Below are 24,791 nucleotides of genomic sequence, written 5' to 3'. Positions count from 1 at the left end.
TGAGGGCGAACGGTTCAGGCCGTCTTTCGCCCGATCGCCTTCAGCTCCCGGTCGATGCGCAGTTGCACGCGCCGGATCGCCAGCAGGTCGATCCTGGTCTCGGTCTTGCCGGTCTTGATCTGGTCGCCGATGCGGAACTGCCATTGCCAGATTCCGGGAATCGCCGTCTTGGCGATGGTGAACTCGACGCCCCTGTGATTCATGGTCACCTCCCACGATTCACCTTCATGCCTGCAAACATGTTGGTCGTCGCAATATTCCGCAGGCAAGGAAAATCTGTCGCCGGCCGCACGCGAACGGCGCTCGATCTCCGTGGTTCTCCGACCATGAACAAAGTTCCTGGGGCTCGGCGAGCCCACAGCGTGGTTCCGACCCGGGCCGGATCTGCTTCAGCTTGACGGCATGTGCCTTGCTTGCCTGATCGCGGGCAAGCAACCATGGGCCCCTCATGCTCGGCATTCCCCGCCGCTACTCTCACTTCGTCTTCGGCATCATCCAGTCCGGGCTGACCTCGCTGATCGCGGCGGGAATCGCGAGCTTTCCGGCAGCCAGCCCGGTGCTCTTCGTTCGGCACTGGATGGTGTCCTGGCTGATCGCATGGGCCGCGATGCTGCCGGTCGTGCTATTGGCGGCGCCCGCGATCCGCGCCTTCGCGCTGCGCCTGACCCGGGAGGAGCGGGAACCCAGCGCCGGCCGGCAGGCATGAAAAGGCCCCGCCTGGGGAGAGCCAAGCGGGGCTGAGAGTTGTTGGAGGCTGGGTGCTGGGCTGCAACACCATAGCCGAATGACCCTAGCCGGCTGAGCTTACGGCAGCCTGACAGGCGAACGACCGGCAGGAGCGTGATCGAAGGCCGCAGACTGGCCCCGTACCGGTCCCAATTTCGACATCCGTCCGCACCACTGCGGACACACCCGTCGGCAAGATTTTCATCCGTTCGGCGCAGCCATGGGGGAAACGTGGCGCGCCGACAACGGGGTGGCATCATGGATAACGTAGAGCGGTCATTTGCCGCCGCGACGGCGGCTGGCTTCGTGGTGCTGGTGATAGGCCTGATTCTTCTGGCGCTGCTGTAGACGGGGCCGGCGTGCCGGGCGCTCGCATCGATGGGCGCCGGCGCTGCCGCCTTTCAAAAGCGGGAAAACAACCCCATGCACAGTAGGGTGCCGGGCAATTTCCTCGCTCGGCCAATGGGTTACGGGTAGTATTTAGATACCTTGGAAGCCCGCGGTTGCGGCAGCCGACTGGCGCTGCCGGGGTCGGGGATCCCGCCCTAAACCGCGGCTGGCGCCCCGTCGCGGGGCGGACCTCGACCCGCTCCGGAAGCCGGTCCTGGCGGTGCCTAGTGGACCTTGATCTCGTTCAGCGGCAGATGGAGCTCGGCGGCGCGCTCTTCGCGGTCCTTCTTGCGGAACTCGTTTTCCTTGCGCTCGAACTTCACCATCTCCTCGTGCGCCGCCTCCAGCAGCGGCTTTCGCCTGATCGTGTCGTGGTGCGCGTCGTTGTCCGTCATGAGCTGAGGTCCCCAAAAGTTGCGGTCCCATCCCCACAGAAAACCGGAGACCGCGAAAAGGTTCGGTGCCGCAGGATTACGGAAACATGACGGCGCGCCGGCCGCGCGTCGTTGATGCCGATCATATTCGCTTTGCCGAACCCGGCGGAGGCGCGGCTATTTCGGCGGCTGAAGCCCCGGCGATTTGACCCAATCGCTCAGATGATTGGCAACGTCGGCCTGACGGGCCTTCTTGAGCAGCGCGTCCCGCTCCGGCCCGGGAGGAAGCTTGGACGCTTGCTCGCGGATCTGCTTCACCCATGCGGACAGCCGGTCCTGAAGGGTCAGCTGCTGCTTGAAACGTCGTCGCTTGAACATGGCGCGCTCTTTCCGTGCGAGGAGGCGGGAGCGCGAGCTGAGCGTTCTCATCACCGATAGTGGCCAAGATCCGCGCGGTGATGATGCATTAGGATCCGGAAATGGATCCGCGTCTGTTCAGTTGTGCACTCAGTGCAAAGCGGGGAGGGTGACGATCCAGCATGGCTGATTTGTTGGGCCGCAGAGGTCGGCTCCATCAACCAATGGGGCCGGCTCGCGAGGCGGCCCCAGGTCATCCCAGGAGCTTGTCAAAAGCCACCAAGGCACCGAATGCGGTTGCGGTGACGGCGAGGAAGGCCACGAAATACCATAGGCGATGCATGAGCGGATAATCCGGACGCTCCGCGATGGTTCATGCCGGCTCGACCAGCTCCCATCATTTGGTCAGCGCTTGCTGCACGTCGGCTGATTTTTGCGGCACCAAGGTTCGGGATTCTTGCAATCACCCGGATCGAATGCGGACGGCGCCCGGGCCGCCAACTGAGGCGGCCTTACTGCCGTTGAATGATGCTGGGAGGGAGATTCCCGTCGGCCTTGGGCAGCCCTTCGTCGTCTATCCGCTCCTTGAGATCGGCGGCCCTCTCAATGAAGCCAGCCGCCACTGCTGGGTCGGAACTCGTCTTGGCCAGCTTAAGTAGCGTCGCTGCTACTTCTCGGGTGTTCTTCGTAACCACGGCATTCCCTACATGGATCAAGTGCAGGGAAGATTCTGGAACAGCCAACTCCGTTCCGATGCTTGGTACAAAAATGCACGCAAGCGATAGGAGGCCTCAGCTCCGGGGCTAGCACCGAGCTGAGGCCTTCGTGTCACCGTCACGTTGTCGAGGTGTGAGGCTGCTATCAAGTCACCTGCCAGAGCCCTAGTTCCGGGAAATCAGGGCACTCCGTATTTCTACCTAGGACACCGGGGGGGCACATACGGACAGCACCCAAAATCCACAAAGAACATATTGCGAACTGAGAACAAATGGGGTACATTGGTTTTATCGCCGAGCTGCCTCGCAACCGTTTGTCCCTCACGCGAATCCTCGCCATAAGGAGCACGACCCAATGTCCGCAACTGCCCTGCGTATCGTCGAAGGATCTTCCATGGACAAGAGTAAAGCTCTGGCCGCCGCGCTCTCCCAGATCGAGCGGCAGTTCGGCAAGGGCTCGGTGATGAAGCTCGGCAAGAACGACCGCTCCATGGACATCGAGGCGGTGTCCTCCGGCTCGCTCGGGCTCGATATCGCGCTGGGCATCGGCGGCCTGCCCAAGGGACGCATCGTCGAGATCTACGGGCCGGAATCTTCGGGCAAGACCACGCTCGCGCTGCATACGGTGGCGGAAGCGCAGAAGAAGGGTGGCATCTGCGCCTTCATCGACGCCGAGCACGCGCTCGATCCGGTCTATGCCCGCAAGCTCGGCGTCAACATCGACGAGCTCCTGATCTCGCAGCCCGACACCGGCGAGCAGGCGCTGGAGATCTGCGACACCCTGGTGCGCTCGGGCGCCGTCGATGTTCTGGTGGTCGATTCGGTGGCGGCGCTGGTGCCGAAGGCCGAGCTCGAAGGCGAGATGGGTGACGCGCTGCCTGGCCTGCAGGCCCGCCTGATGAGCCAGGCGCTGCGCAAGCTGACGGCATCCATCAACAAGTCCAACACCATGGTGATCTTCATCAACCAGATCCGCATGAAGATCGGCGTGATGTACGGCTCGCCGGAAACCACCACCGGCGGCAATGCGCTGAAATTCTACGCCTCCGTCCGCCTCGACATCCGCCGCATCGGTGCGATCAAGGAGCGCGACGAGGTGGTCGGCAACACCACGCGCGTCAAGGTGGTCAAGAACAAGCTGGCCCCGCCCTTCAAGCAGGTCGAGTTCGACATCATGTACGGCGAGGGCGTCTCCAAGATGGGCGAGATCCTCGATCTCGGCGTCAAGGCCGGCATCGTCGAGAAGTCCGGCGCCTGGTTCTCCTATGACAGCCAGCGCCTCGGCCAGGGCCGCGAGAACGCCAAGGCGTTCCTGAAGGGCAACCCCGACATCACCGCCAAGATCGAGACCGCGATCCGCCAAAACTCCGGTCTGATTGCCGAGCAGATTTTGGCCGGCACGCCCGAGCGCGACGCCGACGGCGAGGAGCCGGCGGACGAGTAAGCCTCGACCAGCGGAAAGTTTTTCGCGAGGAGCGGGCACTGAGGACGTTGAGTTGCCGACGTCTTCGGTGCCCGTTTCGTTTTGCGTTGCGTTGATCAGGTGGTGCGATGAAGCGTCTGATCTTGACTGGCTGGGGCGGCGGGAGGGAGCTTGCTCAATCGGGGTTGGCCGAGATCGTCATCCCGTTCCATTTTCAATTTGAGTGGGGGCCGCTCCCGCGCGAGGAAAAGCTGTCGGCTTATTTGGCTGCCTACACCGCAGAGCTTGGTCATGCCGAACATTGGTCGGATTGGGTCCGCTGGCCCCGCGGCGCCAAGGGCCGCAAATTGTCGCTGGCTGAATTTTGCGAGCCGTACGACGAGATCGAACTCTGGTTCGGAGCGACTGCCAGCGACCAATTGCAACTGGTCTGGTTGCTCGATCACCTCGGCAACCATCCTGCATTGGCGCAGAAGGTCGGGCTGCGATTGCTGGACTCCGACCTGTTTTTCGGCCCCGAATATGATTTCGCCGAGGGCGAACGCTATATTACCGTCGGGGATATCGGTGCGGAGGAGTTCGAGATTGCCAAATTGGCCTGGTCGGCCTACCGCGCGCCGACCCCGGAGCCCTGCATCGATCTGCTTCACCGCGATCTGAGCGCCTTGCTGATGCTGCGGCCAGCCTTGCTTCAGCTTCTGGCAGAGCTCCCGTCGCCTTTGACAGGGCTAGGCGCGACCGAGATTCGATTTCTGGAGATGCTCGACTGGTTTGCAAACACGAATCCGTTGTTCCATCTACGCTCGCTACGGGGCACTTACGTGTGGGGTGAGGTCGAACTGGGATATTTGCTCGAAGGCCTTGCCCTCGGCCCCAAGCCAGCCGTGGCCGGGCTGGGCGACGAATTACGCACCATCGATCTTGGCAATCTCAGAGCCCGGCACGAAGTTTACCTTCGCAGCCGCTTGTCGCTGACCGAATTCGGTAAGGCTGTCGTTGCCCATCAGGAGGATTTCAGCCGTTACAATCCGATTGATCGCTGGTGGGGCGGCGCGCATCTGACCAACGACAGGCTGTGGCGCTACGGCGCTGTCCTGACGAAGCCCTGAGGGCGACGGCGTGACGCGGCTCATTGTGACGACAGATTCGTCCGCCGCCGGCGCCTTACAAGGGGCGGGCTTAGCCGACCTCGTCATTGCGATCGAGCGTCGCTTGGTCTGGGGACCGCCGCCCTCCGAAACGGAATGCGAGGCATTTTTCTCCCCGCGCATGACTCAGCCAAACGGCCTGCACTGGCTCGACGATACGCCGGTTTGGCGCCAGGAAAGGTCTGGCATCAAGGGGCGCGGACTGATCGAGCTGTTTTCAGAGTATGACTCGGCCGAACTAGGGATGGGGCCAGAGCCGAACGCACAATTACTTCTGCTCTGGCTACTCGACCATTGCGGCATCGAGGACGCGGCACTTTCCAAGCTCGCGATACGTCACCTGGACCTTGCCGTGGGCGATGTCGCGCCGGAGCAATTGGCCAAGATGAATCCGCCCATCGTCGAGATCACGCAAGATCACGTCGAACTGGCCGGTCGCGCGTGGCAGGCCTATCGCGCGCCGACGCCGCAGGCCTGGTTCGATCTCCGCGAAGCGGACTTGCGCCTGCTTCCGCGGCTCGGGCGTTGCGTCGTCGCCCTGCTCGAAGAGCTTCCAAACGTGACCAGCGGCCTTGGGGCCACGGAGACGCGGATACTGGAATTGATCGCGCCGGGTGAGGTACCGCCCTTTGACGTCTTCCCGGGATATCAGAAGCCCAACGAGCGTCGCGTCTTCGACTATTGGGAGGTGGGCGCGTTGCTTGATGGACTTTCGCGATGTGAGAGGCCAGCGGTCGCTGGACTGGACGAAGGCCCGTTTTCCCTGGAGATGCACGAGAATTCAAGCCGCCTCCAGCGGTACAAGCAATCCCGCTTGTCGCTCACCGAGTTCGGCAAAGCGATGCTTGGCGGCGATGAAAAGTTTTGCCGGTACAACCGCATCGATCGCTGGTGGGGCGGCACCCACCTGACCAACGACCGGCTGTGGCAGTGGGACCCCGAGGTCCTCTCACTCATCGCACCTGATTAGTACGTACCTGTTCGCTCAGAGTGTTCTTATTCCGTATTATTTCGAGAGGCAATCGTGTCACATTTGATCCTGGCAACGAACGATCATGCGGAGGATACACTTCGCCGGTCCGGCGTTGCGAACGTCGCGCTCGGGTTCTATCCGCGTTTTGTCTGGAGGAAACTGCCTTCCGACGAGCGGCTTTTGAGGGGGCTGGAGCGCCGATCGGAGAAGCACTGCAATCCCGGCGATCATTGGCTCGATGACGTTTGTAGCGGCGCGCTCGACGGCTTCGGCACGCGCGATATCGGTTTGTTCGAGCTGTGTGCGAAGTTCGACTCGATTGAAATATGGGTTGATCCTCGGCCGAATGATCAGCTTGTGCTCGTCTGGCTGCTGGACCTGCTCCGTCCCTACAAGGAGATCACCACGAAGCTGAGCCTTGTGCATGCGGACGACACTGTTGCCAACTATGCCCCGGAGTCTGTCGCAAAATGGAAGCTTCCGGCCTTCAAGGTGACCGAGAATCATTTGGTGACGGCAAGCCGCGCCTGGCGGGCCTATCGGGCTGACACGCCACAACCCTGTTTCGATCTGTTGATGACGGATCTGATGATCTTGCCGAGACTTCGATCGGCGCTGATTGCGGTGCTTGAAGAGCTTCCGGACAGCGTGACGGGACTCGGTGCAACTGAAATGGATCTGCTGGATTTTGTGAACGACGGGCAAACCGACCCGAGGCTCGTCGAAGATGCGAGATGGCTTCGCGATGTATTCGACGAAAACGACGCGCGTGACGCTTTGCTCGAACTGGGGGCGTATTCGGCGCCGCCGCTCTTGTTGGGCGATCCGGCGTTCGACAATGAGGACCGCTACTTCGGCAGGAGTGAGTGGAGGCTCACGCTGACCGAGCTCGGAGGTTCACTTCTCGCCCGTGAAGACGACATGTGGCGTCACAACCCGATCAAACGATGGTGGGGCGGGACCGAGTTGACCAACGAGCAGCTGTGGCGGTGGGATCGCGAATGCCGGTTGCTGGTGGCGCCCTAGGGCAGGTTCGTGGGGTGGACTAGTCTTGCTGAGTCATTCGGCCGCGCCGCAAGAAGTGTTATCGGTCAGGCAGCGCGGATGAGGCCACTGCATGATTATTGTACCGGCCTGATGCTGCCGGTGAACAAGGGCGCGTCGACGATGAAGCGTGTGATCCTGACCAGTTCGTCGGGCGTCGGCCTTGCCCTCGCCGATCGCGCCGACATGGTCATCCCGTTCATCTACCGCTTCGTTTCGGGGCCACTTCCCACCGCTGACCACCTCAACAGTTATCTCGGCGCGCGCGAGTCGTGGTTTGACGCAATGCACTGGTCGGATTGCGTCCGCGTCCGTCAATCGCCCCTTATCAGGCGCCCGGACCGGGCGGGTGGATTGCTCTGGGTCTGCGAAACCTATGGGGTCGATCTCATCGAACTATGGTTCGATCCCGAACCCAATAGTCAATTGCAGTTGATCTGGATCCTCGATTACCTGCGTTCCGAACCATCCATCACAGAGAAGCTGAGATTGCGACGCGTCGATTTCGACCTGCGCGAAGCAGATCCCTCAGAGCTTCGCCGTCGTGATGTGCAGCAGTTCGATATCGCAGAAAGCGATTTTGAGATCGCCAGCATGGCCTGGGAGGCCTACCGCGCGCCGACGCCCGAGCTTTGCGCCGGGCTGCTCGGCAGGCCGCTCGGCAAGCTGCCTTTCCTGAAGCCGGCCATGAAGGACCTGCTCGCAGAACTGCCGTCGCCGGCGACGGGACTGGGGGCGACGGAGACGCGGCTTCTCGAGCGGATTGCGGGCGGCCACAATCGTACCGATGAGCTGTTTCGGCCGGGCACGCTGGGGACACGCGTGTTCGATCAGTGGGAGCTGGGCGCGCTGCTCGAAGGGCTCGCTTTTGGCCCGGCGCCAGCGGTCGCGGGTCTGGACGGCAAGCTGGCGACACTCGATCCGGACAACGCGAGAAGCCGCAATGCTGCCTTTCGCCGGAGCCGGCTGTCGCTGACTGAATTTGGCGAAGCGGTCCTGGCGGGCCGGGAAGATTTTCGCAGTCACAACCCGGTCAAGCGCTCGTGGGGCGGCACGCTTCTGACCAACGAACGGCTGTGGCGGTGGGATGGCGAGCGCCGGTTGCTGGTTGCGCCGTAGAGGCACATTCAGTGTTGTAGGGTGGATTAGCCGAAGGCGTAATCCACCGCTGTTTATCTCCGCGAAAGCTGAAGTGGTGGGTTACGCGGGCGGCCTGCGCTTCGCGCGACCGCCCGTTAACCCACCCTACAAATCCTACTCCGCGGCTTCTGCGTAATCGCTGACCGGCGGGCAGGAGCACACGAGGTTGCGGTCGCCGTAGACGTTGTCGACACGGCCGACCGGGCACCAATATTTGTCGGTGCGCGAGACGCCGTCGGGGAAGCAACCCTCAGAGCGGGTGTAGGCGCGCTTCCAATCGTCGTCGGCGATGTCGTGCACGGTGTGCGGGGCGTGGCGCAGGGGCGAGGCTTCGATCTTGAAACGGCCGGCCTCGACCTCGGCGATTTCTTTCCGGATCGCGATCATGGCATCGCAGAAACGATCCAGCTCGGCTTTCGACTCCGACTCGGTCGGCTCGATCATCAGCGTGCCCGGCACCGGGAAGCTCATGGTCGGAGCGTGGAAGCCGTAATCGATCAGGCGCTTTGCGATGTCGTCGACGGTGACGCCGCTGGTCGTCTTGAGCGGACGCGGATCGACGATGCACTCATGCGCGACGCGGCCCTTCTCGTTCTTGTAGAGCACCGGGAAATGCGGATCGAGACGCGCTGCGATGTAATTGGCGTTGAGGATCGCGATCTCGGTGGCGCGCTTCAGGCCTTCGCCGCCCATCATCAGGATGTAGATGTAAGAGATGGTGAGGATCGAGGCCGAGCCGAACGGCGCGGCCGAGACCGGACCGACCGGCGCATCCGCTTGCGTCGTCGGGTGTCCGGGAAGGAACGGGGCAAGATGCGCTTTGACGCCGATCGGGCCCATGCCGGGGCCGCCGCCGCCATGCGGGATGCAGAAGGTCTTGTGCAGATTGAGATGGCTGACGTCGGCGCCGTATTCGCCGGGCCTGCTGAGGCCGACCTGCGCGTTGAGGTTGGCGCCGTCGAGATACACCTGGCCGCCATGGCCGTGCACGATGTCGCAGATATCGCGGATGTGCTCCTCGAACACGCCGTGGGTCGAGGGATAGGTGATCATCACCGCGGCGAGATCGTTCGCATGCTTCTCCGCCTTGGCGCGGAGATCATTGACGTCGACGTCGCCGTTCTTCTCGCAAGACACCACCACCACGTCCATGCCGACCATCGCGGCCGAAGCCGGATTGGTGCCGTGGGCGGAAGAGGGGATCAGGCAGATCTTGCGATGGCTCTGTCCGCGCGCGGCATGGTAGCCCCGTATCGCGAGCAGCCCGGCATATTCGCCCTGCGCGCCCGAGTTCGGCTGCAGCGAGATCGCGTCATAGCCGGTGATGTCGCAGAGCCATTTCTCCAGCCGCGCGAACAGCGCGTGGTAGCCCTTGGCCTGCTCGCGCGGGGCGAACGGATGCAGCGTGGCAAATTCCGGCCAGGTCAGCGGCATCATCTCGGTGGTCGCGTTCAGCTTCATGGTGCACGATCCCAGCGGGATCATGGCGCGGTCGAGCGCGAGGTCGCGATCACTGAGCTTGCGCATGTAGCGCAGCATGTCGGTCTCCGAGCGATGCGCATGGAAGACCGGATGGGTCAGGAAGGCCGTGGCGCGCTTCAATTCGTCCGGCAGCGCCTCGCGCGTCTCGGCGTCGATCTCGGCATAGGCAAGCTTGCCGCCGAAGGCGCGCCAGACCGCTTCGACCGTCGCGGGCGTCGTGGTCTCGTCGAGTGCGATGCGAAGCGCGGTATCACCGACGCCGAGATTGATCTTCTCGGCGAGCGCGCGCGCGACGATCTCCTCGCGCTTGCCGCCGGCATCGACGCTGAGCGTGTCGAAGAAGGTCTCGCTGTCAGGCGCAAAGCCGAGCTTGCGCAAGCCGGTTGCGAGCACGGCGGCGCGGCGATGCACGTTGCGCGCGATCTGCGCCAGGCCCTCGGGGCCGTGATAGACCGCATACATCGAGGCGATCACGGCGAGCAGCACCTGCGCGGTGCAGATGTTGGAGGTCGCCTTCTCGCGGCGGATGTGCTGCTCGCGGGTCTGCAGCGCGAGCCGATAGGCCGGCGCCCCGCGTGAATCCACGGAAAGGCCGACGATGCGGCCGGGCAGCGAGCGCTTCAACGCATCGCGCACCGCCATATAGGCGGCGTGCGGTCCGCCGTAGCCCATCGGCACGCCAAAGCGCTGCGCCGAGCCGATGGCGATGTCGGCACCTAACTCGCCGGGCGAGGCGAGCAAGGTCAGCGCCAAGAGGTCCGCGGCGACGATGGCGAGCGCGCCCTTGGCCTTCAGCGCGGCGATCGCCGGCCTGAGGTCGCGCAGCGCGCCCGAAGAGCCCGGATATTGCAGCAGCGCGCCGAGCACGTCTGATTTGTCGAGATCGGTGAGGGGGTCGCCGACGACCAGAGACCACCCCAGCGGCTCGGCGCGGGTGCGCATCACCGCCAGCGTCTGAGGATGCACGTCCTTGTCGACGAAGAAGGCCTTGGCCTTGACCTGCGAGTGGCGCTCGGCGAGCGCCATGGCTTCGGCCGCCGCGGTGGCTTCATCGAGCAGCGAGGCGTTGGCGACGTCGAGCCCGGTGAGGTCGCAGATCATGGTTTGGAAGTTGAACAGCGCTTCCAGCCGGCCCTGGCTGATCTCGGGCTGGTAGGGCGTGTAGGCCGTGTACCAGGCCGGGTTCTCCAGGATGTTGCGCTGGATCACCGCGGGCAGGATGGTGCCGGAATAGCCCTGGCCGATCAGCGAGGTGAAGACCTGGTTCTGGCTTGCGAGCTCGGCCATATGCGCGATCGCCTCGGTCTCGCTCAGCGGCTTGCCGAGATCGAGCGGGGAGGTCTGCCGGATCGAGGCCGGCAGCGTCTCCGCCATCAGTGCATCGACGCTCTTGGCGCTGACGGCCTCCAGCATTGCGGTGACGTCGCGCGCGGATGGGCCGATATGGCGGCGAACGAAACTGGCGGCGGTGTCGCCGTTGGTCTTGCGGTGCGCGGTCATCGCTTGCTCCATCGTCCTTAAGCCGTATGCGCCTTGTAGGCGGCTTCATCCATGAGGCCGCCGAGCTCGCTTTTGTCGGCAATCTTGATCTTGAAGAACCAGGCCGCGCCTTGCGCATCCGAATTGATCAGCGCCGGCTCGGCGGCGAGGGCCTCGTTGGTCTCGAGCACTTCGCCCGTAACAGGGGCGTAGACGTCGGAGGCGGCCTTCACCGACTCCACGACGGCGGCGGCTTCGGCTTTCTTCAAGCTGCGGCCGACCTTGGGCAATTCGACGAACACGACGTCGCCGAGCTGCTGCTGGGCGTAATCGGTGATGCCGACCGTGGCGGTGTCGCCGTCGATGGCGAGCCATTCATGGTCGGAAGTGTACAGCGTCGTGGTCATTGTCTCGTCCTCAGCGTTTGTAGGTGTTTTTGACGAAGGGCATTGCAGCAATCTGCAAGGGCAGCCGCTGGCCGCGCACCTCGGCGAAGAGCTTTGTGCCGAGCGCAGCGAGGCTCACAGGCACGTAGCCCATCGCGACCGGCGCGCTCAGGCTCGGGCCGAAACCGCCCGACGTGACTTGTCCGATCGGCTCGCCACCCGCAGCGTCGGCAAACAGCAGCGCGCCCTCGCGCACTGGCGCGCGGCCCAGGGCGAGCAGGCCGACGCGGCGGCGGGATGCGCCGTTATCGAAATGGGCGAGGATCTTCGCAGCGCCGGGAAAGCCGCCGGCGCGCGCTCCGCCGGTGCGGCGGCTTTTTTGCACCGACCATTCCAGCGCGGCCTCGACCGGCGTGGTCGTGGTGTCGATGTCGTGGCCGTACAGGCAGAGCCCGGCTTCCAGCCGCAGGCTGTCGCGGGCCCCGAGGCCAATCGCGAGCACGTCGGGATTTGCCAGCAGCATTTTTGCGAGGCGTTCGGCATCGCCTGATGGAACCGAGATCTCGAAGCCGTCCTCGCCGGTGTAGCCGGAGCGCGAGACGAAACACTTGATGCCGGCGACCTCGTGCGGCCCGGCGTCCATGAATGTCATGGCCGGCGCCTCTGCACAGAGTTTCGCCAGCGCCGCTTCGGCCTTCGGACCCTGCAGCGCGATCAGCGCGCGGTCGGCAAGCTGCTCGATCACGCAGTCGTCGGACAGGTTGGCGCGCAGATGTGCCTCGTCCTCGGCCTTGCAGGCGGCGTTGACCACCAGGAACAGGTGATCGCCGAAATTGGCGACCATGAGATCGTCGAGAATGCCGCCGTCTTCGTTGGTGAACTGGGCGTAGCGCTGCCGCCCCGCGGCGATCGCCACGATATCCTGCGGCACTAGCCGCTCCAGCGCGCGGGCAGCGTCTTCCACCTTGCCGGACTTCGGCCGAAGCGCGAGCTGGCCCATGTGGGAGACGTCGAAAAGGCCCGCTTTGGTGCGGGTATGGAGGTGCTCCTTCAGCACGCCCGCGGGGTACTGCACGGGCATGTCGTAGCCCGCGAACGGCACCATCTTGCCGCCCAGGGACACGTGGAGGTCGTAGAGGGGGGTGCGTTTCAGGGAGTCTTGGTCGTGAGCTAGCATCTTGAGGGCCCTCGGCGGTTCCCCGGGGAGGATTCCCCGATGGACACCAGTCGAAGCCCCATCTGTCGCTGTGCCTGAGAGTATTATCCCGTCGGCGGACGCTGTCCGGGTCTACACCCGTCGGCGCCTCTTTCCAGATGCTGTCAAAGCCACGCGGTCCTTTTGCCTGAGAGTTTCCGGGGCGGTTGCTCCTTCGGCGCCGGCTAACTAGTAGCCGGTCTCTCCCGACGTGGCCGTACGATACAGATGGGTAGAGACCACAGGGGAGCCAAGCCTGTCAACGCGTCCGCACGTCCTATCCAACGGGATTGCAAGGGGATTGAGCGCCTGCGGCAACCCTCTGATCTCCCTGCACAGTTTCTGGACAGCGAAGCTGGCCTTGTCTAAAAGCGCTTTGGCCCGCAGATATCAGCCTGAACGGTCCGGTTTGGACGGCGAGAAGCGGGCCCAAGCATACCCGATTGGATGAACATGAGCGGCGTCAACGAGATCAGGTCGACCTTTCTGAACTACTTTGCCGAGAACGGCCACGAGATCGTGCCGTCCTCGCCACTCGTGCCGCGCAACGACCCGACGTTGATGTTCACCAATGCCGGCATGGTGCAGTTCAAGAACGTCTTCACCGGCGTCGAGAAGCGGCCCTACCAGCGCGCCACCACCTCGCAGAAATGCGTGCGCGCCGGCGGCAAGCACAACGACCTCGACAATGTCGGCTACACCGCGCGCCATCTCACCTTCTTCGAGATGCTCGGCAATTTCTCGTTCGGCGATTACTTCAAGGAGCGCGCGATCGAGCTCGCCTGGAAGCTGATCACCAAGGAGTTCGGGCTGAAGAAGGACAAGCTGCTCGTCACCGTCTATCACACCGACGACGAGGCGGCGGGTCTGTGGAAGAAGATCGCCGGCTTCTCCGAGGACCGCATCATCCGCATTCCGACCTCGGACAATTTCTGGGCGATGGGCGACACCGGGCCGTGCGGCCCGTGCTCGGAGATCTTCATCGACCGCGGCGAGCACATCTGGGGCGGACCTCCCGGCTCGCCGGAAGAGGACGGCGATCGCTTCCTCGAATTCTGGAATCTCGTGTTCATGCAATACGAGCAGGTGACGAAGGAGGAGCGCGTCGGTCTGCCGCGTCCCTCGATCGACACCGGCATGGGCCTGGAGCGCATGGCCTGCATCCTCCAGGGCGTCGAGAGCGTGTTCGAGACCGACCTGTTCCGCAACCTGATCGAGGCCACCGCGTCCGCGCTCGGCAGCGGCCCGACCGCGCAGAATGCCGCCTCGTTCCGCGTCATCGCCGACCATTTGCGCTCCTCGGCCTTCCTCGTCTCCGACGGCGTGCTGCCCTCGAACGAGGGCCGCGGCTATGTGTTGCGCCGCATCATGCGCCGCGCGATGCGCCATGCGCAGCTGCTCGGCGCCAAGGAGCCGCTGATGCATCGCCTGGTCTGGGCGCTGGTGCGCGAGATGGGCCAGGCCTATCCGGAATTGATGCGCGCGGAAAAGCTGATCGAGGAAACGCTGCGGCTGGAAGAGACCCGCTTCCGCAAGACTCTTTCGCGCGGCTTGGCCATCCTCGACGAGAAGAGCGCGTCCTTGAAGAAAGGCGACATGTTCGACGGCGACGTCGCCTTCACGCTGTACGACACCTACGGCTTCCCGCTCGATCTGACGCAGGACGCGCTGAAGTCGCGCGGCATCGGCGTTGACCAGGCGGCGTTCACCGACGCGATGGAGCGCCAGAAGGCCAAGGCGCGCGAGTCCTGGAAAGGCTCGGGTGAGGCCGCGTCCGAAGCGATCTGGTTCCCGCTGCGCGAGAAGCTCGGCGCCACCGAATTCCTCGGCTACGAGACCGAGAGCGCCGAAGGCGTGGTCTCCGCGCTGGTCAAGGACGGCGCCGAGGTTGCGAGCCTCAAGGCCGGCGAGACCGGCGCGCTTCTGCTGAACCAGACGCCGTTCTATGCGGAGTCGGGCGGCCAGGTCGGCGATACCGGCGTGCTCTCGGGCGAGGGCGGCATCAAGGTCCGCGTCACCGATACGCAGAAGAAGCTCGGCGATCTCTTCGTCCATATCGGCACGGTCGAGAGTGGCGAGTTGAAGCTCGGCACGGCGCTGCAGCTCGAGGTCGATCATTCCAGGCGCTCGACCATCCGCGCCCATCACTCCGCGACCCACATCATCCACGAGGCGCTGCGCCAGGTGCTCGGCGATCACATCGCCCAGCGCGGCTCGATGGTCGCGCCGGATCGGCTGCGCTTCGACTTCGTGCATCCGAAGCCGATCACGGCCGAGGAGCTCGCCCGGGTCGAGGACATCGCCAACGACGTGGTGCTGGAGAACGACGAGGTCACCACGCGCGTCATGGGCGTCGACGAGGCCCGCGAGGCCGGGGCGCGCGCGCTGTTCGGCGAGAAATATGGCGACGAGGTCCGCGTCGTCTCGATGGGCAGGACCGCGCGCGAGCGCGGCGCCAACGCGCTCGGCTGGTCGGTCGAGCTCTGCGGCGGCACCCATGTGAAGCGCACCGGCGATATCGGCCTGATCACGGTCACGAGCGAAAGCGCGGTCGCCTCCGGCGTGCGCCGTATCGAGGCACTGACGGGCAACTACGCGCGAAAACACGCCAACGACACCATGGCCCTGGCAAAGACCGCGGCGAACGAGCTGCGCACCTCGCTCGACGACGTGCCGGCGCGCATCGCCGCTCTGATGGAGGAGCGCAAGAAGCTCGAGCGCGAGCTCTCCGATGCCCGCAAGAAGCTGGCGATGGGCGGCGGTGCCTCCGCCGGCAACGGCGCAGCGTCGGGCGTGCGCGAGGCCGGCGGCGTCAAGCTGATGGCGCGTGCGGTGGAAGGCATCGAGATGAAGGATCTCAAGAGCCTTGCCGACGACGGCAAGAAGCAGATCGGCTCGGGCGTCGTCGCCATCGTCGGCGTCACCGAGGACGGCAAGGCCGGAATCGTGGTCGGCGTCACGCAGGACCTCACCGCGCGCTTCAACGCCGTGAATCTCGTGCGCATCGCCTCCGAGGCGCTCGGCGGCAAGGGCGGCGGCGGCCGGCCCGACATGGCCCAGGCCGGCGGCCCCGATGGCGCCAAGGCGTCCGAGGCCTTGAGCGCGATCGAAAAAGCGATGGCAGGCGCGTAAGGCCGCCATGCGCCTCGTTCCGCGAGGACGTGGGCTTTCCGATCCGGACTTGAGGGATCGCCTCTACGAATTGCTGGAGCACGACCCCTTGGCCTATTCGGTCGGGTCGCGCTTCATCCAGCTGATCATCGCCGTCATCGTGCTCAACGTCGCCGCGATGATCCTCGCCTCGGTGCCGGAGCTCGACGCGCGGTTCGGCACGCTGTTCGCGGGCATCACCATCCTGTCGGTGATTGTGTTCGCGCTGGAATATGCGGCACGGCTGTGGACCGTGGCGGGGCATACCCAGCGCAAGGGGTCGGCGCTGTCCGACCGGCTGGGCTATGGCTTCTCGGCGCTCGGCATCATCGATCTCATGGCGTTCCTGCCGGCCGCGATCGTGCTCGCGACCGGCCGGCACGCGACGCTGGCCGCGCTCGGCGTGCTGCCGTTCTTCAAGCTGATACGGTATTCGCCGGCGATGCGCTCGCTGCTCGCCGCGGTGCATGCCGAGCGGCGCGCGCTGATCGGCTGCATCGTCATCCTGATCGGCGCGGTGTTGACCTTCGCCTCGCTGCTCTACGCCATCGAGCGCGACGTGCAGCCCGACAAGCTCGGCACCATCCCGCAGGCGATGTGGTGGGCGATCGTGACGCTCGGCACCGTCGGCTATGGCGACGTCGTGCCGGTGACGCCGCTCGGCAAGTTCGTTTCGACCTTCGCGATCATCTCGGGCTTTGCCATGATCGCACTGCCGGTCGCGATCATCTCCTCGGCGTTCGCCGAAGAGGTCAAGCGGCGCGATTTCGTCGTCACCTGGGGCATGCTGGCGCGGGTGCCGCTGTTCTCGCACCTCTCCGCCGCGGAGATCGCCGACATCATGCGCCTTTTGCGGGCGCGCACCATCGAGCAGGGCGAGATTTTGGTGCGACGGGGCGATGTCGCCTCGTCCATGTATTTCATCACCGCCGGCGAGGTCGAGATAGCGCTGCCGAACCAGCATGTGCGCCTCGCCGACGGCACCTTCTTCGGCGAGATCGCGCTTCTGCACAAGACCAAGCGCAGCGGCACGGTGACGGCAACGCGCAAGACGCGGCTGCTCGTGCTCGATGCCCAGGATTTTCATGCCCTGATCGCGCGCATGCCGACGCTGGCTGCCCACGTCCACGAAACCGCAAAGGCGCGGCTCGCCGATACCGGCGATCTCGCGCTCGCCGAGCTCGCGCAGGCTGAGAAGGAAGACACCGACCGCTGAGCGGTCAGCCCTTCTTCAGGAAGACGTAATCGGCCGCGTAAGGCGCGCTTTTGAATTCGCCGGCCTTGTCGCAAGCGCCGTCGAGCTTGCCGCCATGGGTGTTGATGCGCTGGACCGTGGTGACCGGCGTCAGCGTGCCGCTGCCGCGGCGGGCGGCGACTTCCAGCTTGAGCCACGGGATATCGGCAGGCGTTGCGCCCGGTGCGTTGCCGACGGCCTTGCCGACCACGGCGCTGCCGTCGGCGAGCTCCCAGTTCGGGCCGGCATAGTGGCGGCCAACGGTCTTGCCTTCAGACAGCAGCGTCGCGACGGGCTCGCGGAAGGCCCAGGCGAGCTTGCCGTCGGCGGCCGACTTGCACTCATAGACCTGCGCGCCCTCGGCGTGGACGCTGAGCACGATGGTCTCGCCGGGGGCGGCGATGGCGTTGGGTAGCGGCTCGGCGGCCAGCGCAGGGGCACTCGCCAGCGCGAAGACCGCGAATGCAACGCTCTTGAATGATGGCATGCACGGTCCTCGATCAACGGTCTCGTCATTGCGAGGAGCTCTTGCGACGAAGCAATCCAGACTGTCCCCGCGGAGGGATCCTGGATTGCTTCGCTGCGCTCGCAATGACCGGTGGGGCAGGTAGCTTACGCCGCCAGCTCCTTAGTCAGGTTCTCGGCGACCTTGTCGAGGAAGCCGGTGGTCGAGAGCCAGCGCTGGTCGGCGCCGACCAGGAGCGCGAGGTCCTTGGTCATGTAGCCGGCCTCGACGGTGTCGACGCAGACCTTCTCCAGCGTGGCCGCGAACTTGGCGAGCTCGGGGTTGTTGTCGAGCTTGGCGCGGTGGGCGAGGCCACGGGTCCAGGCGAAGATCGACGCGATCGAGTTGGTCGAGGTCTCCTTGCCCTTCTGGTGCTCGCGGTAGTGACGGGTCACCGTGCCGTGGGCGGCTTCCGCCTCAACGGTCTTGCCATCGGGGGTCAGCAGCACCGAGGTCATCAGGCCGAGCGAGCCGTAGCCCTGCGCGACCGTGTCGGACTGCACGTCGCCGTCGTAGTTCTTGCAGGCCCAGACATAGCCACCGGACCATTTCAGCGCCGAGGCGACCATGTCGTCGATCAGGCGGTGCTCGTAGGTCAGGCCCTTGGCGTCGAACTCCTTCTTGAACTCGCGGTCGAAGATGTCCTGGAAGATGTCCTTGAAGCGCCCGTCATAGACCTTGAGGATCGTGTTCTTGGTCGACAGGTACACCGGGTAATTACGGAGCAGGCCGTAATTGAAGGAGGCGCGGGCGAAGTCGATGATGGAATCGTCGAGATTGTACATCTCCATCGCGACGCCGGCGCCGGGCGCCTTGAACACTTCCTTCTCGATCACGGTGCCGTCCTCGCCGACGAACTTCAGCGAGAGGGTGCCCTTGCCGGGGAACTTGATGTCGGTGGCGCGGTACTGATCGCCATAGGCGTGGCGGCCGATGATGATCGGCTTGGTCCAGCCGGGAACCAGGCGCGGCACGTTCTTGCAGATGATCGGCTCGCGGAAGATCACGCCGCCGAGGATGTTGCGGATGGTGCCGTTCGGCGACTTCCACATCTGCTTGAGGTTGAACTCCTTCACCCGGGCTTCATCGGGGGTGATGGTGGCGCACTTGACGCCGACGCCGACCTTCTTGATCGCCTCGGCGGCGTCGATGGTCACCTGATCGTTGGTGTGGTCGCGGTATTCCATGCCCAGGTCGAAATAGAGCAGCTCGACATCCAGGAACGGGTTGATCAGCTTGTCCTTGATGTACTGCCAGATGATCCGGGTCATCTCGTCGCCATCGAGTTCGACGACGGGATTGGATACCTTGATTTTTGCCATGATCGGGGAAGCCCTCTTGGGAACGGCGCTTTTGGCGCGCCAACGTGAATATCCGCCGCCTCTTAGCACCGCCGCGCGGCGGGCGAAAGCCAAGGGATTATGCACTTTTAGCTCATCCAGCTTGCGCAGGCGGGAAGCGGCGGGCCGGGCCGCTTCCGGGTCCGGCCTCACGTTCCAGGCGAGTTTCAAAAGTTGAATCCAAGCCGTTATTTCTCTTGAGAATTTTGTCAGGACGGGCAAACGACAGGCGGACAGCGCCCGGGCCGGCCCAAGACCAGTTCGAACGACCGGCTTGAATCAATTCCTGAAGACGGCCTCGCCAAGGCCTTGAGAGACAGTGTGAAAGCAAAGCGAGATGTCGGGGACTGACAAGAGCAAGGCCGGCCTTTCCCTCGACGGTCCCATCGTGATCCTGGTCGAGCCGCAGCTCGGCGAGAACATCGGCATGGCCGCGCGCGCCATGGGCAATTTCGCCCTCGACCGCTTGCGCATCGTCAATCCCCGGGATGGCTGGCCCAACATCGCGGCCCAGCGGGCGGCGGCCGGCGCCGACCACATTCTGGAAAAGGTCGAGTTGTTCGGCACGGTGGAAGAGGCGGTCGCCGATCTCGACCTCTTGTTCGCCACCACCGCGCGCCCCCACGACCAAGCCAAGCCGGTGGTCGGGCCGGAGGCCGCAACGGCCGAGATCGCCGGGCACGTCGCGACCGGCGGCAGGGCCGGCATCCTGTTCGGCCGCGAGCGCTGGGGCCTGACCAACGAGGAGGTCGGGCTCTCCAACCGCATCATCACCTTTCCGGTCAATCCGGGCTTTGCCTCGCTCAACCTCGCCCAGGCCGTGCTGCTGGTCGGCTATGAATGGTTCAAGCGGGCGACATCCGGTGAACTGCCGCACGCCATGCCGGAGCGTTCCGAGCGCGCCTCGCAGCACCAGATGCAGGCCTTCTTCGACAACCTCGTGCGTGAGCTCGACAAGGTCGAGTTCCTGCGGCCTGCCGAGAAGCGCGACACCATGCTGGTGAACCTGCGCAACATCTTCACCCGGATGGAGCCGACCAAGCAGGACATGCACACGCTGCACGGCGTGATCATGGCGATCGCCGAGGGGCGCAAGGGCCCGGCCAAGGGCGGCGTGCTCGACGGCGAGCAGGCCACGCGCCTGCGCGCGCTGCTGGCCGAGCACGGGCAGGGCGGTGGCGTCTCCGACAGCGGCTCGACCGTGCGCGGCCTCGCCCGCCTGCTCCGCCGCAACCCGACCGACGCCGAGCGACTGTTGTGGCAGGCGCTCACCCGCGACCGCCGTTTCGCTGGTCAGTTCAAGCGCCAGACCCCGGTGGGGCGCCACATCCCGGACTTCGTCTCGTTCCCGCACCGGATCGCGATCGAGCTGGTCAATCCCGGCGAGGGGGAGGCGATCGCAGCAGACCGTGCGTCCCGGCGGGCGTGGCTGGAAGCGCGCGACTACCGGGTGCTCGACATTCGCGCGGCGGATGTGGAGCGCGATCTCGAGGCGGAGCTGGTGCGGCTTGCCGGGATGATGGAGCAGGGCGCGTAGGTTTCGTCGGGTGGAGGTCTCGTAGGGTGGGCAAAGCGAAGCGTGCCCACCATGTCTATAGACGACGCTGAGAGAGATGGTGGGCACGGCGCTGCGCGCCTTTGCCCACCCTACGAGACCTTCATCCTCGCCCGAGTTGCGCCTTGTGCCGCAACCAAGGGCTGTGCAGATGCGCAATCGGTTGCTATGAAGTCCCCGGGAATTGAAATGGGGACTGCATGTTTGGAATGGTGGGCCGCACACTCATTTGTGCGGCAGCAGGCTTCGGTGTTTTGGCGCTGACTGCCTTGCTTGAGATATCAGGCGCTCGCGCGGAAATGCCGTTGACGTCCAAGTGTAACGCGGCCGGCAATTTCAGCATCGATGACAGGATCGCAGGCTGCACCGCCATCATTCAGGCGGCGGGCACGGGCATGCAGCAAGGTGTGGTCATGGCGCGCTTCCGCCGCGCCATGTTCTACCGCCAGAAGGGCGAGATCGATCTTGCGATAGCGGATTACAACGAGATCATTGAGCGCGATCCGGGCAATCTGAACGCGCGCCTCGCGAGGGCTTCCATATACGTCCAGAGGCGCGACCACGAAGCCGCGCTTGCGGATTACGACAAGGTCATCGAGCTCGATCGCAACAATACCTATGCGTATCTTGGGCGTGCGCGGCTGAACCTGAAGGACGATGTCGATCGCGCGATCATCGACTATGACCGGGCCCTTCGGATACATCCAGATAATGTCCATGCCCTTATCGGCCGCAGCTTTGCCTATGAGACAAGGGGCGAGTCGGATCGCGCCTTAGCCGATTGTGCGCGGGCGATCGTGATCGGCCCGGACCATTGGATCGGCCAATTCTGCCGGGCCGACATCTATCTCGCGCGGGGCCAGACCGATCTTTCATTGTCCGACTTCGACCGCGCGGTCCAGCTTAACCCGAAGGACCCGCGGCCTTATGTCGGCCGAGCCAGGGTTTTTCAGGTCCAAGGCGATCTCGGAAAGGCATTATCGGACCTGGACCTGGCAATCGAGATCAATCCCAATAACCCCAGCTTCCATCGCTTGCGTGGGGCCGTCCACTTCCAATCCGGCCATCTGACGGAGGCACTTGCCGACCTTCGTCGATCGAACGAACTGGACCGGAAGGATGCCTACACGCAGCTGTGGTTCGATCTCGCGCAGCGAAAGAGCGGCAGCGGGAGTGAGCTCGGTGAAGCCGCAAAGCTGATCGACCCGTCACGTTGGCCCGCGCCCATCGTTCGCTTCTTCCTGGGCGAGATCACTTTCGAAGCATTGCTCAAGTTCGCGCAAGATGACTCCACGCGGAAGACAAGGGAGCAGGTCTGCGAAGCGAACTTCTATGCTGGCGAGCTGGCGCTACAGCGGGGAGCTGATCAAGCCGTGCGCCTGATGCGCGCAGCCGCGGACGAGTGTCCGAAGCGCTTTGTGGAATGGGCCGCGGCTAACGCCGAGCTTCACAAGCTCGAAACGAAACCCTGATTTGCGGCGTAGAGTCTTCCCAGCTTGGAACGAGCAAAGCGCAATCCGGGACAGTGTTCCCGCATCCGCTGCGCTCCATGCGGGCTACGAGACCAGCGCGTTTAGACCGCCTCCAGCTGATCCGCCGCGCGCTTCTTTTTCGCCTTGGCCTGGCCGAGCAGCGGGCCGGCCGTGAGCGCCGCCGTATCCGCGACGCCCGGGTCGCGCGAGATCATCGCGGCGACGATGGCGCCGTCGATGATGAGGCCGAGCTGGTGCGCCAGCACCGCGGGCTCGGCTGAGCCGAGCTCGCCGGCGAGCTTCTCGATGTGGCCGAGCACGATCTTCTTGTGCTTCAGCGCGATGTTGCGGAACTGTTTGGCGTCCTTGTCATGCTCGCCGACGGCGTTGATGAAGGGGCAGCCGTAGAAGCGCTCTTCGGCGAACCAGCTCTTCAGTGCGGGGAAGATGCGCGTCAGCTTCGCCTGCGCATCGCCGCCGCCTTGCTCCATGGCGCCGATGAACCATTCGCGCCATTGCTTGCCTTCGCTCTCCAGCACCGCGTTGACGAGGTTGGTCTTGGAGCCGAACAATTTGTAGAGCGTGGTCTTGGCGGTGCCGGCCTCCTCGATGATCGCATCGATGCCGGTGGCGTTGATGCCGTTCTTGCAGAACAGATGCGTCGCCGCGCTCAAGAGGCGACCGCGTGCGGACTCGTCCTCGGCGGCGGCAGTATGGGGCGAATTCTTTCTCGATGACGTCTTTGCCATGGACTCAAACTTACCCGCAGCCGTGCCGCATCAGCAAGCCGCATCTGTTTCGCGCTGAAAAGATTCGCAGAGCCTGGCCGGTCTGCATCGCCTTTGAGCAAGGACCGGCTGACCAATCCGCAGGCAGGAAGGCTTAAGCGGCTCCAAAGCTTCGCCTTTTGTTTTTCGCGGGCTCTGGCACGCTCCATGCAAGGAAACAGACCGTTCGGTATCCTGCCGATTTCCACTTCTGCCAGGGAGAAGACTGATGACTGCCGTCGTTCAGAAGACAGTGCTGACGGGGTGCCTCGCGCCCATCGACAAGAACGGGCTCGAGCAACTGATTGCCAACGGCAAGGCAAATCCGAAGGTCATCAAGACCTTGAAGTGCAAGACGGTCGCGGAAGGCAAATTCCGCCACGCCAACTATATCCGCAACCTGCCGCCCTACATCGTCGACGAGCCGCCGGGTCTGCTCGGTGACGACACCGCGCCCAATCCGTCGGAAGCCTCGCTGGCCGCGCTCGGCTCGTGCCTTGCGGTCGGCCTGCATGCCAACGCCGTGCATCGCGGCTGGATCGTCAACAAGCTCGAGCTGGAGCTCGAAGGCGATCTCAACATCACCGCGGTCTGGGGCACCGGCGACACCTCCGACAAGCCGGTCGGATTCACCGACGTCCGCGTCAAGGTCGACATGGAATGCGAGGGCATCTCGCCGGACGAGATCAACGCGCTGGTCGCCCATGTGAAGAAATGGTCGCCGGTCGCCAACACCTTCACCCGGCCGGTCAATCTCGAGGTCGGCATCTAGCAGGCGGCAATCAGGACAGGGTGCGGGAGACGATCATGGGTTCACTGGCTTTATCGCGGGCCGACGTTCTGGATCAGCCCGCACCGTCCATTGCGGGCGAGGTGGCGCGGATCGCGCGCGAAGAGCTCGCGCCGCTGGCCGCCGGCATCGACGACGGATCGGTCTATCCGGCCGAGGTGCTGCGCAAGTTCGGCGCGGTCGGAGCGTGGGGCAGCCACGTGCCGCACGAAGGCCCCGCCGATCTGCGCTGCGCGATCCAGGCGATGGCGGCGATCGGCGAGGTCTGCGGGGCGACGGCCTTCATGGCCTGGTGCCAGAACACGCTGGTGTGGTACGCGGCGAATTCCACCAATGTGAAGCTCGCCAAGCGCTTCGGCGATGCCTTCTCGACCGGTCGCGTGCTCGGCGGCACCGGGCTCTCCAATCCCATGAAGAGCTTCTTCGGCATCGAGAAGCTGAAGCTGAAGGGCCGCAAGGTCGAGGGCGGCTACATCGTGCGCGGTGCGCTGCCCTGGGTCTCCAATCTCGGCCCCGACCATTATTTCGGCACCATCTTCGAGCGTGAGGACGAACCCGGCACTGTGATGTTCCTGGCCGATTGCTCGGACCCGGCGATCACGCTGACGCCGTGCAAGCCGTTCCTCGCCATGGACGGAACCGGCACTTATGGCGTGCAGTTCCGCGACGCTTTCGTGCCTGATGAGCTGATCCTCGCCGATCCCGCCGCGCCCTTCGTCAAGAAGATCCGCGCCGGCTTCATCCTGCTCCAGGCCGGCATGGCGCTCGGGGTGATCAAGGATTGCATCAACATCATGGACGAGGTCGACAATCCCCTCGGCCATATCAACCGCTATCTGCCGCAGCAGCCGGTGCACTTCCGCGAGCTCGCCGCCGAGCTCGAGGCCGAGGCCATGGCGCTGGCGCGCGATCCCTACAACGAGGAGGAGACCTACTGGCGCAAGGTGATCGCGATGCGGCTTCGCGCCGGCGAAGCCAGCGTCGCGGCGGCGCATGCGGCGATGCTGCATTGTGGCGCCCGCGGCTATCTCAAAAGTCACCGCGCGCAGCGGCGCCTGCGCGAGGCCTATTTCGTCGCGATCGTCACGCCCGCCACCAAGCAGCTGCGCAAGATGCTCGCCGATTCCTGAGTTCTACGAGTCCAC

21 protein-coding genes and 1 riboswitch are annotated in these 24,791 nt (G+C 64.3%); of the genes, 12 read left to right on the top strand and 9 right to left on the bottom strand.

The features are described from left to right. Positions 1-14: 14 nt before the first annotated feature. Positions 15-203: a hypothetical protein gene (locus N2602_RS26325; RefSeq protein WP_172782926.1), complete on the bottom strand. Its 189-nt coding sequence runs from the start codon at positions 201-203 to the stop codon at positions 15-17. A 245-nt stretch (positions 204-448) separates the two neighbouring features. On the opposite strand from N2602_RS26325, the gene N2602_RS26320 reads away from it, so the two are divergent. Further along, complete coding sequence (locus N2602_RS26320; RefSeq protein WP_260379899.1) at positions 449-706, top strand: DUF2798 domain-containing protein; 258 nt, start codon at positions 449-451, stop codon at positions 704-706. 634 nt (positions 707-1,340) lie between these two features. Here the strand turns inward: N2602_RS26320 and N2602_RS26315 are convergent. Beyond that, positions 1,341-1,511 (bottom strand): hypothetical protein, encoded by a 171-nt coding sequence (locus N2602_RS26315; protein ID WP_260379898.1) that lies wholly within the window; start codon positions 1,509-1,511, stop codon positions 1,341-1,343. Between the two features lie 156 nt (positions 1,512-1,667). Then, positions 1,668-1,868, bottom strand: a complete 201-nt coding sequence (locus N2602_RS26310; protein ID WP_172782929.1) for a hypothetical protein — start codon at positions 1,866-1,868, stop codon at positions 1,668-1,670. A gap of 1,050 nt (positions 1,869-2,918) precedes the next feature. Here N2602_RS26310 and recA point away from each other — a divergent pair. From recA to N2602_RS26285, 5 genes are all read left to right on the top strand, one after another. Beyond that, the gene (gene recA, locus N2602_RS26305) at positions 2,919-4,007 is read left to right on the top strand and encodes a recombinase RecA (protein ID WP_027577058.1); all 1,089 of its coding nucleotides are present in this window, start codon (positions 2,919-2,921) and stop codon (positions 4,005-4,007) included. 107 nt (positions 4,008-4,114) lie between these two features. After that, entirely contained in the window at positions 4,115-5,095 is a 981-nt protein-coding gene (locus N2602_RS26300) for a DUF1835 domain-containing protein (RefSeq protein ID WP_260379897.1), read from the top strand. A 10-nt stretch (positions 5,096-5,105) separates the two neighbouring features. Next, positions 5,106-6,104: a hypothetical protein gene (locus tag N2602_RS26295; RefSeq protein WP_260379896.1), complete on the top strand. Its 999-nt coding sequence runs from the start codon at positions 5,106-5,108 to the stop codon at positions 6,102-6,104. Between the two features lie 54 nt (positions 6,105-6,158). Further along, positions 6,159-7,133, top strand: a complete 975-nt coding sequence (locus N2602_RS26290; protein WP_260379895.1) for a hypothetical protein — start codon at positions 6,159-6,161, stop codon at positions 7,131-7,133. 78 nt (positions 7,134-7,211) lie between these two features. Continuing rightward, positions 7,212-8,270, top strand: coding sequence for a hypothetical protein (locus N2602_RS26285; RefSeq protein WP_311738506.1), 1,059 nt, complete (start codon positions 7,212-7,214; stop codon positions 8,268-8,270). A gap of 135 nt (positions 8,271-8,405) precedes the next feature. On the opposite strand, the gene gcvP is transcribed toward N2602_RS26285, so the two are convergent. The 3 genes from gcvP to gcvT are packed head-to-tail and all read right to left on the bottom strand — an operon-like array spanning position 8,406 to position 12,815. Beyond that, complete coding sequence (gene gcvP, locus N2602_RS26280) at positions 8,406-11,273, bottom strand: aminomethyl-transferring glycine dehydrogenase (protein ID WP_172782932.1); 2,868 nt, start codon at positions 11,271-11,273, stop codon at positions 8,406-8,408. A gap of 17 nt (positions 11,274-11,290) precedes the next feature. Then, positions 11,291-11,659, bottom strand: a complete 369-nt coding sequence (gene gcvH, locus N2602_RS26275; protein WP_172782933.1) for a glycine cleavage system protein GcvH — start codon at positions 11,657-11,659, stop codon at positions 11,291-11,293. 10 nt (positions 11,660-11,669) lie between these two features. Further along, positions 11,670-12,815 carry a glycine cleavage system aminomethyltransferase GcvT gene (gene gcvT / locus N2602_RS26270; protein ID WP_172782934.1) on the bottom strand — a complete coding sequence of 382 codons (1,146 nt, stop codon included), beginning with the start codon at positions 12,813-12,815 and terminating at the stop codon, positions 11,670-11,672. Positions 12,816-12,960: 145 nt separating this feature from the next. Further along, positions 12,961-13,052, bottom strand: a riboswitch (glycine riboswitch). 234 nt (positions 13,053-13,286) lie between these two features. On the opposite strand from gcvT, the gene alaS reads away from it, so the two are divergent. Both alaS and N2602_RS26260 read left to right on the top strand, forming a co-directional pair. Then, positions 13,287-15,965: an alanine--tRNA ligase gene (gene alaS / locus N2602_RS26265; RefSeq protein ID WP_172782935.1), complete on the top strand. Its 2,679-nt coding sequence runs from the start codon at positions 13,287-13,289 to the stop codon at positions 15,963-15,965. Between the two features lie 7 nt (positions 15,966-15,972). Continuing rightward, a complete protein-coding gene (locus N2602_RS26260) occupies positions 15,973-17,199 on the top strand; it encodes a cyclic nucleotide-gated ion channel (protein WP_260379894.1) in 1,227 nt (408 codons plus the stop codon). 4 nt (positions 17,200-17,203) lie between these two features. Here N2602_RS26260 and N2602_RS26255 read toward each other — a convergent pair whose 3' ends face one another. Both N2602_RS26255 and N2602_RS26250 read right to left on the bottom strand, forming a co-directional pair. After that, entirely contained in the window at positions 17,204-17,704 is a 501-nt protein-coding gene (locus tag N2602_RS26255) for a DUF3455 domain-containing protein (protein ID WP_212258004.1), read from the bottom strand. A 125-nt stretch (positions 17,705-17,829) separates the two neighbouring features. Continuing rightward, positions 17,830-19,044, bottom strand: a complete 1,215-nt coding sequence (locus tag N2602_RS26250; RefSeq protein WP_260379893.1) for an NADP-dependent isocitrate dehydrogenase — start codon at positions 19,042-19,044, stop codon at positions 17,830-17,832. 355 nt (positions 19,045-19,399) lie between these two features. Between N2602_RS26250 and N2602_RS26245 the strand changes: the two genes are divergently transcribed. Further along, positions 19,400-20,599, top strand: coding sequence for a TrmJ/YjtD family RNA methyltransferase (locus tag N2602_RS26245; protein WP_260379892.1), 1,200 nt, complete (start codon positions 19,400-19,402; stop codon positions 20,597-20,599). Positions 20,600-20,817: 218 nt separating this feature from the next. Further along, on the top strand, positions 20,818-22,089 hold the full coding sequence (locus N2602_RS26240; protein ID WP_260379891.1) for a lipopolysaccharide assembly protein LapB: 1,272 nt from the start codon (positions 20,818-20,820) through the stop codon (positions 22,087-22,089). Between the two features lie 101 nt (positions 22,090-22,190). On the opposite strand, the gene N2602_RS26235 is transcribed toward N2602_RS26240, so the two are convergent. Continuing rightward, on the bottom strand, positions 22,191-22,838 hold the full coding sequence (locus tag N2602_RS26235) for a TetR/AcrR family transcriptional regulator (protein WP_172782940.1): 648 nt from the start codon (positions 22,836-22,838) through the stop codon (positions 22,191-22,193). A 247-nt stretch (positions 22,839-23,085) separates the two neighbouring features. Between N2602_RS26235 and N2602_RS26230 the strand changes: the two genes are divergently transcribed. Together N2602_RS26230 and N2602_RS26225 are read left to right on the top strand one after the other, a co-directional pair. Then, complete coding sequence (locus N2602_RS26230) at positions 23,086-23,628, top strand: OsmC family protein (RefSeq protein ID WP_027576569.1); 543 nt, start codon at positions 23,086-23,088, stop codon at positions 23,626-23,628. A 35-nt stretch (positions 23,629-23,663) separates the two neighbouring features. Further along, on the top strand, positions 23,664-24,776 hold the full coding sequence (locus N2602_RS26225; RefSeq protein WP_260379890.1) for an acyl-CoA dehydrogenase family protein: 1,113 nt from the start codon (positions 23,664-23,666) through the stop codon (positions 24,774-24,776). Positions 24,777-24,791 lie beyond the last annotated feature (15 nt).

Source organism: Bradyrhizobium sp. NC92, from assembly GCF_025200865.1.
In the GTDB taxonomy this organism is placed as follows: domain Bacteria; phylum Pseudomonadota; class Alphaproteobacteria; order Rhizobiales; family Xanthobacteraceae; genus Bradyrhizobium.
The sequence above is the reverse complement of the archived record's forward strand: the minus strand, read 5'-3'. Positions and strand labels throughout refer to the sequence as shown.

Bases quoted from the DNA above. Each gene is read 5' to 3' on its own strand.
- N2602_RS26325 (WP_172782926.1), bottom strand. From the start codon at position 203: ATGAATCACAGGGGCGTCGAGTTCACCATCGCCAAGACGGCGATTCCC.
- N2602_RS26320 (WP_260379899.1), top strand. From the start codon at position 449: ATGCTCGGCATTCCCCGCCGCTACTCTCACTTCGTCTTCGGCATCATC.
- N2602_RS26315 (WP_260379898.1), bottom strand. From the start codon at position 1,511: ATGACGGACAACGACGCGCACCACGACACGATCAGGCGAAAGCCGCTG.
- N2602_RS26310 (WP_172782929.1), bottom strand. From the start codon at position 1,868: ATGTTCAAGCGACGACGTTTCAAGCAGCAGCTGACCCTTCAGGACCGG.
- recA (WP_027577058.1), top strand. From the start codon at position 2,919: ATGTCCGCAACTGCCCTGCGTATCGTCGAAGGATCTTCCATGGACAAG.
- N2602_RS26300 (WP_260379897.1), top strand. From the start codon at position 4,115: ATGAAGCGTCTGATCTTGACTGGCTGGGGCGGCGGGAGGGAGCTTGCT.
- N2602_RS26285 (WP_311738506.1), top strand. From the start codon at position 7,212: ATGAGGCCACTGCATGATTATTGTACCGGCCTGATGCTGCCGGTGAAC.
- gcvP (WP_172782932.1), bottom strand. From the start codon at position 11,273: ATGACCGCGCACCGCAAGACCAACGGCGACACCGCCGCCAGTTTCGTT.
- gcvH (WP_172782933.1), bottom strand. From the start codon at position 11,659: ATGACCACGACGCTGTACACTTCCGACCATGAATGGCTCGCCATCGAC.
- gcvT (WP_172782934.1), bottom strand. From the start codon at position 12,815: ATGCTAGCTCACGACCAAGACTCCCTGAAACGCACCCCCCTCTACGAC.
- alaS (WP_172782935.1), top strand. From the start codon at position 13,287: ATGAGCGGCGTCAACGAGATCAGGTCGACCTTTCTGAACTACTTTGCC.
- N2602_RS26260 (WP_260379894.1), top strand. From the start codon at position 15,973: ATGCGCCTCGTTCCGCGAGGACGTGGGCTTTCCGATCCGGACTTGAGG.
- N2602_RS26255 (WP_212258004.1), bottom strand. From the start codon at position 17,704: ATGCCATCATTCAAGAGCGTTGCATTCGCGGTCTTCGCGCTGGCGAGT.
- N2602_RS26250 (WP_260379893.1), bottom strand. From the start codon at position 19,044: ATGGCAAAAATCAAGGTATCCAATCCCGTCGTCGAACTCGATGGCGAC.
- N2602_RS26245 (WP_260379892.1), top strand. From the start codon at position 19,400: ATGTCGGGGACTGACAAGAGCAAGGCCGGCCTTTCCCTCGACGGTCCC.
- N2602_RS26240 (WP_260379891.1), top strand. From the start codon at position 20,818: ATGTTTGGAATGGTGGGCCGCACACTCATTTGTGCGGCAGCAGGCTTC.
- N2602_RS26235 (WP_172782940.1), bottom strand. From the start codon at position 22,838: ATGGCAAAGACGTCATCGAGAAAGAATTCGCCCCATACTGCCGCCGCC.
- N2602_RS26230 (WP_027576569.1), top strand. From the start codon at position 23,086: ATGACTGCCGTCGTTCAGAAGACAGTGCTGACGGGGTGCCTCGCGCCC.
- N2602_RS26225 (WP_260379890.1), top strand. From the start codon at position 23,664: ATGGGTTCACTGGCTTTATCGCGGGCCGACGTTCTGGATCAGCCCGCA.